A 15085-nucleotide genomic window follows, 5' to 3' on the forward strand; every position below is an offset into this window, starting at 1 on the left:
TAAATTTTTTTCTGCAAATGTTCACTGAAGAAAACTTGAAAAAAGTTGAAGAGATTAAAAAAAGATATCCAACACCACAAGCAGCACTTTTACCTGTTTTGTGGATCGCACAAGAACAATATGGCTGGATTTCCGAAGATGTAATGCGATATGTTGCTGAACTACTTGGCATTCCATATAGTCATGTCTATGGGGTTGTCACATTTTATACAATGTATAACAAAAAACCAGTTGGAAAATATCATATTCAGGTTTGCACTAATGTGAGCTGTATGTTGAATGGTGCTTATGAAAACCTTGAGTATCTTCAAAAGAAACTTAAAATTAAAGTTGGGCAAACCACACCTGATATGAAGTTTACACTTTCGGAAGTTGAATGTCTTGGTTCGTGTGGAACTGCGCCAGTTGTGCAAATAAATGATGATTATTACGAGAACATTGACAGGGAAAAACTTGAGAATTTAATTGAAGAACTAAGTAGGGATGAAAAATGACGGAACAAATAAAATTGATTTTAAAAGACATACCTGAACTTCACAAGATAAAAGTTTATGAAGCAAATGGCGGATATTTAGCGCTGAAAAAGGCTCTTGGGATGAAACCTGATGAAGTCATTGAAGAAGTTAAAAAATCTGGATTAAGAGGCAGAGGCGGCGCTGCTTTCCCAACGGGATTGAAATGGAGCTTTATGCCAAAGGATTCAAGACCAAAGTACTTAATTGTTAATGCTGATGAAGGTGAACCCGGAACATTCAAGGATAGAGCAATAATTGAAAGAAATCCACATCAGTTAATTGAAGGTGCTTTAATAGCTGCATATGCAATCGGTGCTCAGACAATTTATGTTTATATTCGTGGTGAATATGTTAAGTGGATGAAAATTCTTCAAACTGCAATTGATGAAGCATATTCTCAAGGTTATATTGGGAAAAACATACTCGGTTCTGAATTTAGTGTTGATATGTATATTCATCGTGGTGCTGGTGCTTACATATGTGGTGAAGAATCCGCATTGATGGAATCAATAGAGGGTAAGCGCGGTTATCCAAGAGTTAAACCACCTTTTCCTGCTCAATATGGTTTATGGGGTTATCCAACGACGATAAATAATGTTGAAACACTTGCAAATGTTCCTGTGATAATTCAAAATGGTGGTGAGTGGTATGCACGAATTGGGGCTCCGAAGCATCCTGGGACAATTCTCTTTGGAGTAAGCGGACATGTGAATAAACCAGGAATTTATGAACTTCCGACGGGTGTCCTTTTGACAGATTTAATTTATAAATACGCAGGTGGTGTAAGAAATAACAAGAAGATAAAAGCAGTAATTCCAGGTGGTTCTTCAACTCCTCCTTTAAGAGGTGACCAAATTGAAGGAGTGACAATGGATTTTGATGGGTTAAAAAACGCAGGATCAATGATTGGAACAGGTGCTGTTATCGTCATGGACGAAGATACCGACATGGTCAAAGTTTTATGGAGGATTGCAAAGTTCTATTGGCATGAGTCCTGTGGTCAATGCACGCCTTGCAGAGAAGGTACAGGATGGATGTTTAAAATTCTTGATAGAATTATAAAAGGCAATGGGAGACCAGAAGATCTTGATTTGCTTATAAGCGTCGCAGATAATATAGAAGGGAATACAATTTGTGCACTCGGAGATGCCGCAGCATGGCCTATAAAATTCGGTGTCCAAAGATTTCGTGAAGATTTTGAGAAATATATAAAGTTTAAATCAACCGTGATGGTTGAAAAATAGTTTATGGGAAATCCAAAGAAATTATTCTTTCTTGTTTGCTTTGTTCTTGCTTCGTGTCAGATGTTTAAAACGAGGCAACCTGAATTGCCGACGGAAGTAGCTCAAGCAAATTGGAAACAACCAGTAACTCCAGAGATAACACTTGAAAACTTAAGAAACGCCATTTCCGATAGAAACACCGAAAATTATATTCGTTGTTTTGTTGATTCAAACTTTTCAGAAAAGAAATTTGTTTTCATCCCAACTCAGGAAGCATTGATACAATATCCTGAGATTTTCAAGAACTGGAATTTAAATAACGAGAGAAGCTATTTCAATAATATAAAAGCAAATGTCCCCCAAGGTGCGGTCTCTGATCTTATTTTATCTGGAAACTTTCAAAGTTATGGGGCTGATTCAGCTGTTTATTATGCAAGCTACATAGTAAGTTTTCAACATATCGTGAGAGATATCCCAAAAAGCGCAAGAGGAAATCTTCAGTTTTATCTTGTATCCGATAAAAATGGAAATTGGGTGATTTACAAATGGATTGATATAAAAATTCAGAACGAGTTTAGTTGGAGCGAATTAAAAGCAAAATTTAGTTATTGAATGCGGGTTTTTTATTTTACACTTTCAATCTTAATGCTCTCTTGCATTAATCCATTTGCCCCTGGGCTTGATAGAAGCCCAGAAGAGATGGCTTTACTTGGTGATCAAAGAACAATTGAGGGTGTTTTTCAAAACTTTAAATATGCTTATACTTTTAAAGATACCTCTGTTTACAGCAGATTACTTGATGAAAATTTTGTTTTTGTTTATCGCGATTATGACAAAGGTCAGGATATCTCTTGGGGGAAAGTTGATGAGGTGAGAGCAACCTATGGTCTTTTCAGAAATACTCAAAATCTTGATCTTATCTGGAACAACATAATAATTGACTCTGGGGATTCTGTTTACAGAAATGTTGTGCGGGGTTTTAACCTCACAATTACATTTAATCCAGCTGACATAATAAGGATAGACGGAAGAGCGAACTTCGTTTTGCGTCGCGGTAATCCATCCGAACCGTGGTTGATTGCTTTTTGGCGTGATGAGTCAAATTATTAATAAATTTTGGATTTAAAGTTGAAGATAAAAGTTGGATTCCAAGGAGAAAGAGGAGCCTTTAGTGAGCAAGCTGGATATGAGTTTTTTGGAGGCAAGATGATATCAGTTCCGTTTCATTCTTTTGAAGATGTATTCAAAAGTGTTAAGAGAGGCGATGTTGATTTTGGGGTTATACCAATTGAAAATTCGCTCTATGGAAGCATACATCAAAATTATGATTTGCTTCAAAGGTATAATGTTTATATAGTTGGAGAAGTAAAATTGAGGATAAAACATTATCTTCTCGCAAACCACGGTGTTAAATTAAAAGATATAAAGAAAATTTATTCGCATCCACAAGCGATTTCACAATGTGAAAATTTTTTAAAGAAATTGCGTAAAGTTGAAATAATCCCAACATATGACACCGCTGGTTCGGCGAGGTTCGTAAAAGAGAACAAAATACTTGACGGTGCAGCTATAGCTGGAAGGCGAGCTGGAAAATACTATGGTTTAAAAGTTTTGAAGGCGGGAATAGAAAACCATGAGAAAAACTTTACACGATTTCTTATTTTATCCAGAGAAAAAATGATCGCTCAAAGAAATCCAAAAACATCTATTGTTTTCACTACGAAAAATGTCCCTGGGGCGCTTTTTTCTGCTCTTGGTGTTTTCGCCCGCAGACATATAAATCTCTTGAAAATTGAATCAAGGCCAATAGTTGGGCAACCATGGAGATATATGTTTTATCTTGATTTTGAGGGAAGCATTTTGGATGAAATTTGTATTGATGCGATAAGGGAATTGAAAAAGATAGCACAGTATTACAAGTTCCTTGGAACTTATGAAAAAGGGAGGGAAGTCGGATGAGGTTTAAATATGCCCTCAAAGAGGCGATATCTGGATTTAAAAAGTCAAAACTATCATCCTTTGCGTCAGTTTTCGCATTGTTTGTTTCACTTTTAGCAATTGGAATGTTCGTGGTCACAGGATATAACATAAATCGGCTGATCAAAACGATAAAGAGTAAGATTGAGATTGAAGTTTTTATAAAGGATGGGCACACGCATAGTCAGATAGACTCGTTGAGAAAAATTATTATGTCATTTGATGAAGTTGAAGAAGTTATATATGTTTCAAAGGAAGAAGCTGCGAAGATATTTGAAAGGGAATTTGGCGAGAGCATTTTCAATGTCCTTGATTTCAATCCGCTCCCAGCGTCATTTAAAATAAGATTGAAGGAAAATTTCAGAACTACACAAGGAGTTGAAAGTGTTGTTAGAAAGTTAAGGAAAATCCCTAATTTTGAAGATATCAAATATAGAAAGTTGCTACTTGGAATAATGGAGAGAAGGTTTCATATTCTTACATACATATTTTTCGGCACTGGGATTTTGTTAAGTTTAATATCGGTTCTTTTAATAATAAACACCATAAGATTGACGATTTACGCAAAAAGAAAGCTAATAAAGATAATGCAGCTTGTCGGAGCAACGCGTGGATTCATAATGTTGCCCTTTTTGATCCAAGGATTCTTACAAGGGTTGCTTGCTGGAATTTTTTCAGCTGGTATAATTTATGTGGGAATTAAAATTATCGTTCCGCAGCTTCCAGACGATGTAATAAGCAGTATAAATGTTCCAGATTTATTTTTTCCCGTTTTGATTTTAATTGGTTGTATACTTGGTTTCGCTGGTAGTTGGTTATCTGCAAGTAAATACATAACATATAGGTTGCTTCCGTAAAATAAAATGGTTGAATTGAAAAATGAGAGACTGTATATTTTGTGAAATCATTGCAGGGAGAATGCCTGCTGATTTCGTTTATGAGGACGAGGAGATAGTCGCTTTTAAAGACATCAATCCACAAGCACCGATTCACATTCTCGTCGTTCCGAGAAAGCATTTTTCAACGCTTCTTGATCTTAAACCTGAAGACGCGTTGCTTGCCGGACGATTGATTATTGTTGCGAATGAAGTTGCTAAAAAATTTAACATTCACAATCGTGGATTTAGGCTTGTTTTTAATTGTAATCGCGAGGCGGGACAAAGCATTTATCATGTCCATTTGCATCTTTTAGGTGGAAGAGTAATGATGTGGCCTCCAGGATGAACAATAAAAAATGGTAATCTATGGTGCTACATCCGATCTTTGTTCACTTTCCTATCGGTCTTTTTACAACTGCGTTTATTTTTGAGATCGTTGAATTCATTACAAAAGATAAATTTAAAAATTCATCCTTGCTTGTGTTATCGCTCTCTGTTTTATTTTCCATTATAGCAGCTCAAACAGGAAACATTGAAGCGAAAGAATTGTCATTATCTGGAGATCTCGGAAAAGTACTTACACTTCATCAGGAAAATGCTAACTTGTTTTTATTTATCTCCACATTGGTTTTCATGCTGAAGCTTTACATCTCTTTGAGATCTAAAAGTTCATCTTTTTATGTCTTCATGCTTCTGATTGTGTTTTATTTAATTGGGCTATTATTTGTTAGCAGAACTGCTTATTACGGTGCAAAACTCGTTTTTGAATACGGCGTTGGGATAAAACAAAGTTGATTTTTGACTGATGAAATCTTTTATTATAAACTGGAAAGAGTTAAACTATCCCATAAATTTGGATGAACTTTTTTGCAGAAATTCAGAACTTGAACTTGAAATTGGTTTCGGTAATGGCATTTTTTTGCTTCAAATTGCTTCTGATAATCCGAACAAGAATTTTATTGGAATTGAATTAGTTAATTTCTTCGCTAAGAAAGCGGATAAAAAGCTTAAAAACGCAGGGGTTGAAAATGTACGCCTGTTTGTTGGCGATGCGAAGTTATTGCTTTTAATTTTATTTAAGGATAAAGTCTTTGATCATATATATTTCAATTTTCCCGATCCTTGGTTCAAAAAAAGACATAAAAAAAGAAGATTGCTTAAGTTGAATTTTAATCGTTTGCTTGCGAAGCGACTCAAAGACGGTGGATTTGTTTCAGTTGCAACTGATCATCCTGAATTTAGGGATTTTGTGATTGAATCAATGATAGATTCAGGCGTTTTTATAAGTGAATATCCAGAGGGTTATACACTTGAAAGCCCCGAACATTATTCAACTAAATACGAGCAAAAATGGCGAAGTCAGGGGAAGGAAATTTACTATATGAAATTCAGGAAAACTCATCACCCAGTTGTTTTTGATGTGAATGAATATCTTACGGAGGAGAATTTGTGGTATTTGATTTATTCAAAGGGTTTAAATGGAATTGTAAAAAGATTGTTTAGCGAAAGCTGATTAAATTTAAGGCAAATTTAGAACGAAAGTTTGTTTAAATTTGCGACGGCGGGGGGAAGAAGAAAGCATCGCTGTTGATAAACGGGGAAAATTTGTTTTTTAGAATTTAAGCGAGTGCTTAAAATTTTCCTTGACTTAATGAATGAAAATTTGGTAAATTAAATACTTGGATAGCAAAAATATCACCTGTTAATTATGCATCGTTTAATTTTCACTTTAATTTTCTTAAGTGTTGTAATTGCGGATTTTAGTAGTGCGCAAAGCCTGCCTGATACCATTATTATTTCAAATTTTTCCACCTATATTGACAACACATTAAGCCAAGGGGTTGATGCTTCTGGTTCGTCAGGTTACCTAATTTTGAAAACGAGCGAGCAAGAAAATCTCGCAAGAAGAAGGAGAGCGACGGTGACTTATTATGGAACTGGCGAGCCTAAAACCGCCACGGGGGATAGGGATACTGTAACTGGAAATCCTATGAGGGCAATTGACGGTGATACTAGAACATTTTTCCAGATAAGACCTGGAGGAGATGGAAGTTATATCTTAATTGATCTACTTGCCTTGAGAAGAATTAACAAAGTGATTATTGTAACCTTTGGCTTAAATCAAGCGTTGAGACCAAGAGCTTATACAATTTATGTGGGGACGGATTCGCTTCAGCTTACCAGAGTTGTTCAGAGAACAGATAATCAAGATGTAAGGACTCTTGATGTCTTTGATCCAGTTATTGCAAGATTTGTTAAAATAACTTTTGATGTCGTTGATAGACTTAGCTCAACTGTGATATCCGAAATAGAAGTTTATGGGGTTGGATATCTGTCCTCTGGTGAATATTATTCTAGGGTTATTGATGTAGGACAACCTGTTAATTGGGGATGGGCTGAATGGAATGCTGAACTGCCTGAGGGGACAGGAATAACTTTTCAATTTAGAACAGGTCCAACAGCGAGTATTAATGATAGTTGGAGCCCGTGGTCAAAAGAAATTTCTAAATCTGAAATAATTAGGGTAACTGAACCACGGCGTTATATTCAGTTCAAAGTAAATTTATCAACAACGACGACCGAAACACCTGTATTGAAAAGGCTTTTAATTTTTTATAATAAAAGACTCGTCGCCAGAAATATAATTCTTGAAATTCAACCTACTGTTGTACCGATCTTGAGAAGGACAGAGATAACCTGTAATTTTGATGTTGAGGCGGATACTGCTTCACTTGGTATTGATACTTTAGTTGTGTTCACTCCATCTCCAGCAAATGTTGAATCTGTAACTTTAAATGGGAATCCTGTTGCATATTCAGTTGTGTCAACTCCTGAATATGTGAAGATAGCTTTTCAACAATCAATTAGGTCAAGCGCCAGAATATCTGTCAGGCTAAGTTTAACTCTTTATCTTGATATAAATGAATTTCCAGCGGTTGCAATAAGTAGGGCAACGGCATCAAATCCTCAATTCGTTGATACAAGGAGAAGAGGTAATCTAAACAGTTGGACTGTTCTAACAACCGATGTTCCTGAGAGATTGATAGTTGATTTACAAGTTAATCCAAATCCATTTTCTCCAAATGGCGACGGCATAAATGACAAAGTTCAAATTAGTTTCTTTCTTGCAAATCTTTCTGTAGAAAGAAATTTGAAAGTTCAAATTTTTGATCTCACGGGTAGGCTTGTAAGGACGATTTTTGATGGTCCAAGCAAAGCATTTGCTTATATTTCTTCAAATTCATTTTCGTGGGATGGAAGAGATGAAAACGGAAAACTTGTAAGACCTGGTGTTTATTTGTTGAGAGTTGCGATAAACGCTGACAGCGGTCCTGAGTCAATTTTTAGAACTATAACCGTTGTTTATTGAAAAATAACTTCGCTTTTTCGTGATGAAAAAAATCATTTTTTTTACGGTATTTGTCATTTTGCATCTTAACTTTGCTTGCTCAGGTGCTTTCAAGGATCTTGGGAATGGGGCTCGGGCTGTGGCTTTGGGTTTAACTTATGTTGCTATAGCTGATAATCCATACGCTATGTTTTATAATCCCTCTGGAATTGGACAGATAAAAAGGTTAAGTTTTGCTTCAAGTTATTCGCGGCTTTATCCATTTGTTCAGGGTGAAAATTTATATTATTTAACATTCTCTGGTGTTTTGCCTGTTTTTTCATTGTTTGATTTTGGGGTTGGAGTTTCTTACTTCAAAACTGGCATGTGGAACGAGAATCAATTTGTTTTTTCAATTGCGAGAGAATTTAAGTATATCAAAGGTTTATCTTTGGGCGGAAATTTAAAAATTTTAAGGTGGTCTGCAGTTGCCCCAATTGGCGAGTCCGGATATTCATATTTTGGATTCACATTTGACGCTGGAGCGATTTTCGTATGGCGCGATTTTATAAATGGTTCTGATTTTAGATTTGGATTAACTGCGCGAAATATAACACAGCCAAGTATTGCGGTTAACAAATCAAGAGATGCGAAACTACCACTTGAAATTGCTGGTGGTGTTGTTTATGTTTCAAGAACTTATAATTATCAAATTGGTTTGGGCGCTTTAAGATCAGGTGATGAGTTAAAAGTTGATGTCGGATTTGAGATTCAAGCTATTTCGGCGGAGTTTTTAAGAAGTAATTTTGAATTTGTTATCAGGGCTTCTGGTGGAACAATCATAAATGGTGGTAAGCAATCAAGTTTAAATCCAGGATTTGGAATAAGATACTGGAAATTTAGGATTGACTATGTATATGTTCATCAGTTTGAAATATCCGATGCAGGCGGTAGCCATAAATTTAGCATTGAATTTAATCTATAAAAAATTTTTGATTCACTTGCCATGAAAAAATTTCTTATGTTGGCACTTTTAGCCATCGGTTTTGAAACAACATTTGCGCAATTTATCGCAAGAGACAAGGAAAGCTATCTTAATTATTCAGGGCGAAATTACGAAAATTACAGCATCTCGTTTTTAAGAAAAAGGTTCTATGATAACTTTGGGAATTTTTTGATAGATGGGAGTTTAATTTTTGAGTTGCTTGAGAATCAAAGACAATTTACGGGGCAGGAGCTTGGTGGATTTAGTAGCTTGACAAAATCAAGGTTTTATTATCAATACTTCCAGAATCTTGTGATCGCCAGCGATAATTATAGTGATTTTCAAACCAGGTTAATGATCGGTGATGCGATAAGAACAAAGTTTACATCTCTCACATTTGATAAAGCGAGGTTTAATGGCGTGCGATGGGATGGAGCTACAACAAAGCACAGAGGAACATTCATAGTTTCAAGGACAAGTGATCCAGTAAGATTCAGATTTGATACACCTCTTTTAATAGATGGTATTCAAAGGGTGCGAAATTGGGCTCAATATCTATTCGGTGGACATTTTGAAACAGACATTGGAGATGTTCTAACAATTGGTGCAACTTATGTAAATCAACATACAAGAAGAATGGATGTTAACGCTCGCGATGTCCCTTTTAAAGGTGTCCCGCCAAATGGTGTGCCGAGAATAATTTTCGTCAGGATAAGCGACGATTCTCCGAGAGATGGTTCAGGTCCGATAATTTACTCTGATCCAGTTGTAAAAATTAATGGCAGAGTTGTTTCAACTAAAAATATAAATGGTAAAGTTCCAACTGCCCAGGAAACAGTTTTAGGAGCTCCATTACAATACTACGTTTTTAGGAACTTCAGCATTGATAGAACACTTTGGGTTGCTGGAGCTGATACATTAAGCTACACTGCGTATACTCCAATTCAAGGTGGACCTGGTTATAAATTCAGATCAATGTTATCAGCACTGCCTGTTTATCCAGAGCGAATACCAAGCGATGGAAATATAACTTTTGCTTATATAATTCCACCTGGAGTTGAATCGGTTGAATTTGAGCTTATCGTTGCAAATGATTTTAAAATTGAAGCAGCTCATGATTTTGTTAATCGTCTTGATGATTGGGAGGAAACCGGTGGAGCGAGGTTTATTCCTCATTATGACTCAGTTGCAGTTGGAACACCGACATTTTTCCGTTTGATAAAAAGAGCTGATGGAAATGTAAAAGATGCTTCAAATCGTCAAATAGTAAGATTCAATTACGCTCTTACAACTGGAATGAGCGTGTATAGTTTAAACTTCAAATTTAACTGGAGAGGCTTTAACATAGAAGGTGAATTTGCTCAAAGTTTGGAATGGTCAAAGTATCCAGTTGGTCGCGGTCCTTGGTTTACACAAAAGGGAAATGCTTTTTATATAAAAGCATCAAAAAAAGTTGGACGATTGACATTCGGATTTGAACGATATAGAATTGAACCAACATATACAACTGCTCTCAACATTTATTCACTTGAAAATAGTTATTACATGATGTGGACCGGCTCTGGCTACGCTTATCTTGCGCCTGATGTTTATGGAGTGACTGCTTATGATGTTTCAAGTGGTATATCATTTATCCCTGGTGGTGCTTATTTTTCGCTTGTTGATGATAACGATGACAGAGACAGATGGGAAGATGGATTTTATTTCTACAATGCAACGCCAAATCCAACTTTTGAAAACAGCGATGTTTTGAACCCAACGCCCGATCCGTTTTTGCTTGGTTATAGGCAAAACGCAAATGAATTAATTGGTTTAACAAGTATAATAAGAAGACCTGATGCTGGTATATTCCCTGGCAAGGATAGAAATAACGACGGGATACCTGATGATGATCAAAACGCAAATGGAATTCCAGATTACCAAGAGGATTTTCTTACATATTACAGCGATCCACCAATTTTTGATTATGGCGATGATTGGAACAATAATGGTGTGATTGATGAGCAAGAAAATGATATTTATCCAGATTATCCTTATGAGCCAGACATAAATGGATATCATGCTTTTACAAAGATAAATCTTGCAAGAGGTTGGACAGCTCAAATTGGTCTCATAAATGAGAGAGCGATTGCAAGAGGTGGAGCAAATCAAGTTTCTTATATAAAGACATTTTATACGACTTCAAACCCGCGTTTAGGTTCCCTTCTTTTATATTATGTCGCAAAAAGAGTAAGGGATGAAGTTCCAAACCCAGTTTATCAATACAAGGGCGTCATAACTATAACAAGCCCTTTCCCAGTTTTCACGGAAGACCAATTAAGATATAGAAATAGTTTTGTGCATAACCTTTATCTTGAAACAAGATACACTCAAATCCCAAACCTTAATATTGAAAATAGAATTCGTTTTGAGCTTAATTTCCAACGCCCGCTTGGAGATCCTACGAGAGCTTTGCTACCAGAAGCAAAATACACGGGTGATCAACTTGACGGAAGAATTACGCTTTGGGGCCTCGTCCATAAAATTGATTACACCCTTAAATTCTTTAATGGTCGTCTTGAAATAAAACCGCAATTTAAAATCAGGACCGTTAAAGAAACAAAGCTTGGTTATGTTGACATCGGTGGAAATTTAAGAAAAATAACAAACATAATTCAGCACACGCAAGAGACGATCCCGATTTTTAGAATAGGATATAAATTGACGGATAGATCCGTTTTTAACTTCGGAGTTCAAGGTTTGAGCATCGTTGGTTTTCCTGAATTGTTTTCTTACAGGATAAGAAACTTAAAGGACGATTCTGGAAGCGAGAATAGAGGAACGATAGCATTTTCGCTTACGAATCAGAGCTCTTATAAAGGTTACTCAATAGTTGTTGACTTTGGGTATAAATTCACAAAACGAAAGTTCATAAAACCAGGTGAACAAAAATATAGCAGAGATGAGTCAGCGATATTTTTCACAGTTATCGCTGGGTTTTAATTATGGAGGTGAAGCAATATGTGGAAAATTATCATCATAGTCACATTAACTGCGTCAATAATTTCTAACTTCGTTCCGACGCCGCTTGAACTTCAGAAAGCTTTTACATCCGGACAAAACTTTTATGCAAGCGGGGACTTTAAAAAGGCAATAAAGCAATACGATATAATTATAAATACCGAAAGCAAACTTCTAAATGAGGACAGTGTAAGAGTTGCGCTTTTTCACGGAGATTTAGTGGTAAGCGTGAAAACAGCAGCTTATTATCAAAAAGGCAACGCTTTGAGAAAATTAAAGCGAAATGCGGAAGCAATTGAAAGTTTCAGAGTTGTTGCGGAACAAAGAAAAGATTCGCCTTGGCTCTCGGCTCTTGCGCAATATCAAATTGCCGATATTTATTACGATGAGAGTAAATTTGAAGAAGCGATAGCTGAGTCAAAAAAATTGATTGTGAATTTCCCCAAAGATGAGCGCGTTCCCAAAGCATATTACACTATTGGATGGGCGTTTAAGGAATTGAAAATGCTTGATAGTTCAATTTCCTACTTCAAATCGCTCGTTGAAAAATTCCCGCGCTCGGAGCTTGTCCCCCACTCAATGTATCAACTTGGACAAAACTATTATGATAAGGCAGATTATAACACAGCAATTGCTTGGTTCAGAGATATCGTTGAAAAATTCAAACCTGAGAGATTCAAAAAGGAGGAATTTGAAAAAATTGAATTAAAAGCTGTAAGAGAGAGAAAAATTTTTGAGGCTGTAACTGGGCGTGAAGGTGAAGAGACACCTCTTGAGATCGTTGCAAAAGCAAGCTTGAGAATTGCGGATTGCTACAAAATGATGGATAACTTTGATGAGGCAATAAAATCATATAGAAATGTAATAGCAACATATACACTCCTTCCAAGTTTGATTGAGACGGCTTACATAAAAATGGCTGAATACACTTTGCAAAAGAAGGGGCTTGAATCTGGAATTGCAGTTTACAAGGAGGCGATAGATAGAAGTTTTGAGAATAAGCAGTTGCAAGCAAAAATGCAGTATTTGATTGCGAAAACATATCAAGATTCCCTTCTTTATGACAGGGCAGCGAATGAGTATGATTTTTATATAAAAGCGTATAGCGAAGTTGCGTTTTTAATTGATTTTCCAGTTGAGGATGCAACATATTCTAAAGTCATATGTCTTTACAACGCAAAGAAATATAAAGAAACAATTGCTGAATGTGATTCGTTTTTGATCAAGTTTCCCGGCTCTGATTATACTCCAGATATGCTTTTCTTCAAGGGGATTTCTCACCTTGCGATTGGAGATTATGCTTCGGCTGAAAGTTCATTTGTTAAAGTGAAAACAGAATATAGAAATTCACCACAATACACGCCTGCTTGTATTCAGCTTGGTCGGACATATTATGAGTGGAAACGATATGACGACGCTTTAAATGAACTCAACAGATTGCTTGCAGAAAACCCGACAGATCTTAACAAAGATGAAGTTTACTACTACATTCTTTTGACTTATTTTGACACCCAGAAATACGATAGTTTGCTGAACATCTTTGCTCTTATCAAACCTGGCTCAAGCTTTTATTTGCCTGCTTTCATCAAAGTGTCAAAGTCATTCAGTTTACAAAACAAGTTTGCTGAGGGTGAAAAATTTATAAAAGATATTTTAAAAACAGCCGAAACTTTAAAGGATAGCATTTACTTCATTCCAGAGGTTCGTTTCTCGCTTGCTGATATTTACATTGGGCAGGGGAAGTATAAAGAAGCTATTGATGAACTAACGCTTGTCATAGATGATCCAAAAGCAAATGATATATTGAAACTTCAATCAATTTATGCTCGTGGTTCTCTTTATTACCAGATTGAACAATATAAAGAAGCGGTGATTGATTTTGAGAAATGTGTCTCGGATAAAAAATTCAGGGAAAATTTACCTCAACTTGTTTCACAAGTCAACGAAAAATTAGCGATTTCTTATGTCAAAATTGGGCAAATTGCGAAGGGCGTAAATCTCGTCTCAAAGTTGATCAATGAAGTGCCAGAGCCATCGGAAAAGATAAGATATACTGCTGTGCTTGCTGAAGCATATTTTGAAGCGAAAGATTACAAAAACGCTGTAAAATTTGCAAGTGATGTTTTTCAAAATGATGTTTCAGATGAAATTGTTTTCACAAAAGCAACATATGTGCTTGCTAACTCACACAGGGAACTTGGGGAATTTAACAAGGTTTTAAGTGTCCTGTCAAAAGCGGGTGAAAAATTTCCAAATTCAAAGTTCGTCCAAGAGGTTTTCTTCTCTACAGGAGCGGTTTATTACGATAAAGGCGAATATGAAAACGCAATTGAAATTTTTGATAGGTATCTGAAACTTTTCCCTAACTCTGAAAATTACAAGAGCGCCTTGTTCTTTTTATCATATTCGTATTTCCGACTTGGATACTGGGATAAATCTGTGACATATTTCAGAAGGTTTGTAAGGGAATTTCCAAAAGATGAGTTTGCGCCTGAAGCTTACTTTAATATCGGTGAATCTTATTACAACATGGCAAAGTATGAAGATGCTATTCGTGAATACAGGAATGTTTATAGGCTTTATCCTAACGATGAGCTTGCGCCTGTTGCTCTTTATAGCGAAGGTTGGTGTTATTACGAGCTCCAAAAACCAGAGCAAATGATTGAAACCTTTAAGCAACTTGTCAAGCGTTATCCAAAAAGTGAACACTCACCAATTGCTCTCTTTACAATTGGAGATTACTATTATAATTCAAAAAATTATGCTAAAGCTCAGCAAGCGTATGAGGAATTTGTCTCAATGTATCCCGACCATGAAAAGGTTAACGAAGCGAAACAGCTTATAAAAGATCTGAAGCTGATAAATGTTTACGCTGAATATCAAGAAGCGATGAAGTACTTTGACAATAAGGATTATCGTCGCGCTATTGAGGAACTTACGAAGATATGGCAAAAATATCCTGATTCAGACATCGTTGTTGGTTGTCGTGTGAATATAGCTGCTGCATACGAACAGCTTGGTGATTGGCGAAAAGCTGCGAAGATGTATGAGGAGATAATTCGGGATTATGAAAATTCAACAGATGACAATGCTCGTGCAGCTGTCCTTTTTGCAAGGGAACATCTTGAATGGTTGAGAAGTAATTTCAATTTTTGAAAAATAAATCTTGGTGACTGTTT

At 36.1% G+C, this 15085-nt stretch carries 13 protein-coding genes; all 13 read left to right on the plus strand.

From position 1 onward, the window contains the following. The first annotated feature begins 17 nt into the window (after positions 1 to 17). The 13 genes from nuoE (at position 18) to NZ923_02125 (ending at position 15062) form a co-directional block, all read left to right on the plus strand. Positions 18 to 494: an NADH-quinone oxidoreductase subunit NuoE gene (nuoE, locus tag NZ923_02065; protein ID MCS7228804.1), complete on the plus strand. Its 477-nt coding sequence runs from the start codon at positions 18 to 20 to the stop codon at positions 492 to 494. Beyond that, complete coding sequence (nuoF, locus tag NZ923_02070; protein ID MCS7228805.1) at positions 491 to 1759, plus strand: NADH-quinone oxidoreductase subunit NuoF; 1269 nt, start codon at positions 491 to 493, stop codon at positions 1757 to 1759. Before nuoE ends, nuoF begins: the two co-directional genes overlap by 4 nt. A gap of 60 nt (positions 1760 to 1819) precedes the next feature. Then, on the plus strand, positions 1820 to 2350 hold the full coding sequence (locus NZ923_02075) for a hypothetical protein (GenBank protein ID MCS7228806.1): 531 nt from the start codon (positions 1820 to 1822) through the stop codon (positions 2348 to 2350). Between the two features lie 33 nt (positions 2351 to 2383). Further along, complete coding sequence (locus NZ923_02080; GenBank protein ID MCS7228807.1) at positions 2384 to 2848, plus strand: hypothetical protein; 465 nt, start codon at positions 2384 to 2386, stop codon at positions 2846 to 2848. A gap of 18 nt (positions 2849 to 2866) precedes the next feature. Continuing rightward, positions 2867 to 3697 (plus strand): prephenate dehydratase, encoded by an 831-nt coding sequence (gene pheA, locus NZ923_02085; GenBank protein ID MCS7228808.1) that lies wholly within the window; start codon positions 2867 to 2869, stop codon positions 3695 to 3697. Beyond that, positions 3694 to 4572, plus strand: coding sequence for an ABC transporter permease (locus tag NZ923_02090; GenBank protein MCS7228809.1), 879 nt, complete (start codon positions 3694 to 3696; stop codon positions 4570 to 4572). Before pheA ends, NZ923_02090 begins: the two co-directional genes overlap by 4 nt. A 22-nt stretch (positions 4573 to 4594) precedes the next feature. Further along, complete coding sequence (locus NZ923_02095; GenBank protein ID MCS7228810.1) at positions 4595 to 4939, plus strand: histidine triad nucleotide-binding protein; 345 nt, start codon at positions 4595 to 4597, stop codon at positions 4937 to 4939. A gap of 20 nt (positions 4940 to 4959) precedes the next feature. After that, complete coding sequence (locus NZ923_02100; protein MCS7228811.1) at positions 4960 to 5388, plus strand: hypothetical protein; 429 nt, start codon at positions 4960 to 4962, stop codon at positions 5386 to 5388. Positions 5389 to 5398: 10 nt separating this feature from the next. Beyond that, the gene (trmB, locus tag NZ923_02105) at positions 5399 to 6106 is read left to right on the plus strand and encodes a tRNA (guanosine(46)-N7)-methyltransferase TrmB (protein MCS7228812.1); all 708 of its coding nucleotides are present in this window, start codon (positions 5399 to 5401) and stop codon (positions 6104 to 6106) included. A 195-nt stretch (positions 6107 to 6301) separates the two neighbouring features. Next, positions 6302 to 7963: a discoidin domain-containing protein gene (locus NZ923_02110; GenBank protein MCS7228813.1), complete on the plus strand. Its 1662-nt coding sequence runs from the start codon at positions 6302 to 6304 to the stop codon at positions 7961 to 7963. Positions 7964 to 7985: 22 nt separating this feature from the next. Beyond that, positions 7986 to 8906, plus strand: a complete 921-nt coding sequence (locus NZ923_02115; GenBank protein ID MCS7228814.1) for a hypothetical protein — start codon at positions 7986 to 7988, stop codon at positions 8904 to 8906. A 21-nt stretch (positions 8907 to 8927) separates the two neighbouring features. Then, positions 8928 to 11888 (plus strand): hypothetical protein, encoded by a 2961-nt coding sequence (locus NZ923_02120; GenBank protein MCS7228815.1) that lies wholly within the window; start codon positions 8928 to 8930, stop codon positions 11886 to 11888. Between the two features lie 18 nt (positions 11889 to 11906). Then, positions 11907 to 15062 (plus strand): tetratricopeptide repeat protein, encoded by a 3156-nt coding sequence (locus NZ923_02125; protein MCS7228816.1) that lies wholly within the window; start codon positions 11907 to 11909, stop codon positions 15060 to 15062. The last annotated feature ends 23 nt before the right edge of the window (positions 15063 to 15085 follow it).

This window comes from Candidatus Kryptonium sp. (assembly GCA_025060635.1).
GTDB lineage: Bacteria > Bacteroidota > Ignavibacteria > Kryptoniales > Kryptoniaceae > Kryptonium.

Bases quoted from the DNA above. Each gene is read 5' to 3' on its own strand.
- NZ923_02080 (MCS7228807.1), top strand. From the start codon at position 2,384: ATGCTCTCTTGCATTAATCCATTTGCCCCTGGGCTTGATAGAAGCCCA.
- trmB (MCS7228812.1), top strand. From the start codon at position 5,399: ATGAAATCTTTTATTATAAACTGGAAAGAGTTAAACTATCCCATAAAT.
- NZ923_02095 (MCS7228810.1), top strand. From the start codon at position 4,595: ATGAGAGACTGTATATTTTGTGAAATCATTGCAGGGAGAATGCCTGCT.
- NZ923_02115 (MCS7228814.1), top strand. From the start codon at position 7,986: ATGAAAAAAATCATTTTTTTTACGGTATTTGTCATTTTGCATCTTAAC.
- NZ923_02075 (MCS7228806.1), top strand. From the start codon at position 1,820: ATGTTTAAAACGAGGCAACCTGAATTGCCGACGGAAGTAGCTCAAGCA.
- nuoF (MCS7228805.1), top strand. From the start codon at position 491: ATGACGGAACAAATAAAATTGATTTTAAAAGACATACCTGAACTTCAC.
- NZ923_02110 (MCS7228813.1), top strand. From the start codon at position 6,302: ATGCATCGTTTAATTTTCACTTTAATTTTCTTAAGTGTTGTAATTGCG.
- nuoE (MCS7228804.1), top strand. From the start codon at position 18: ATGTTCACTGAAGAAAACTTGAAAAAAGTTGAAGAGATTAAAAAAAGA.
- NZ923_02120 (MCS7228815.1), top strand. From the start codon at position 8,928: ATGAAAAAATTTCTTATGTTGGCACTTTTAGCCATCGGTTTTGAAACA.
- NZ923_02100 (MCS7228811.1), top strand. From the start codon at position 4,960: ATGGTGCTACATCCGATCTTTGTTCACTTTCCTATCGGTCTTTTTACA.
- NZ923_02090 (MCS7228809.1), top strand. From the start codon at position 3,694: ATGAGGTTTAAATATGCCCTCAAAGAGGCGATATCTGGATTTAAAAAG.
- NZ923_02125 (MCS7228816.1), top strand. From the start codon at position 11,907: ATGTGGAAAATTATCATCATAGTCACATTAACTGCGTCAATAATTTCT.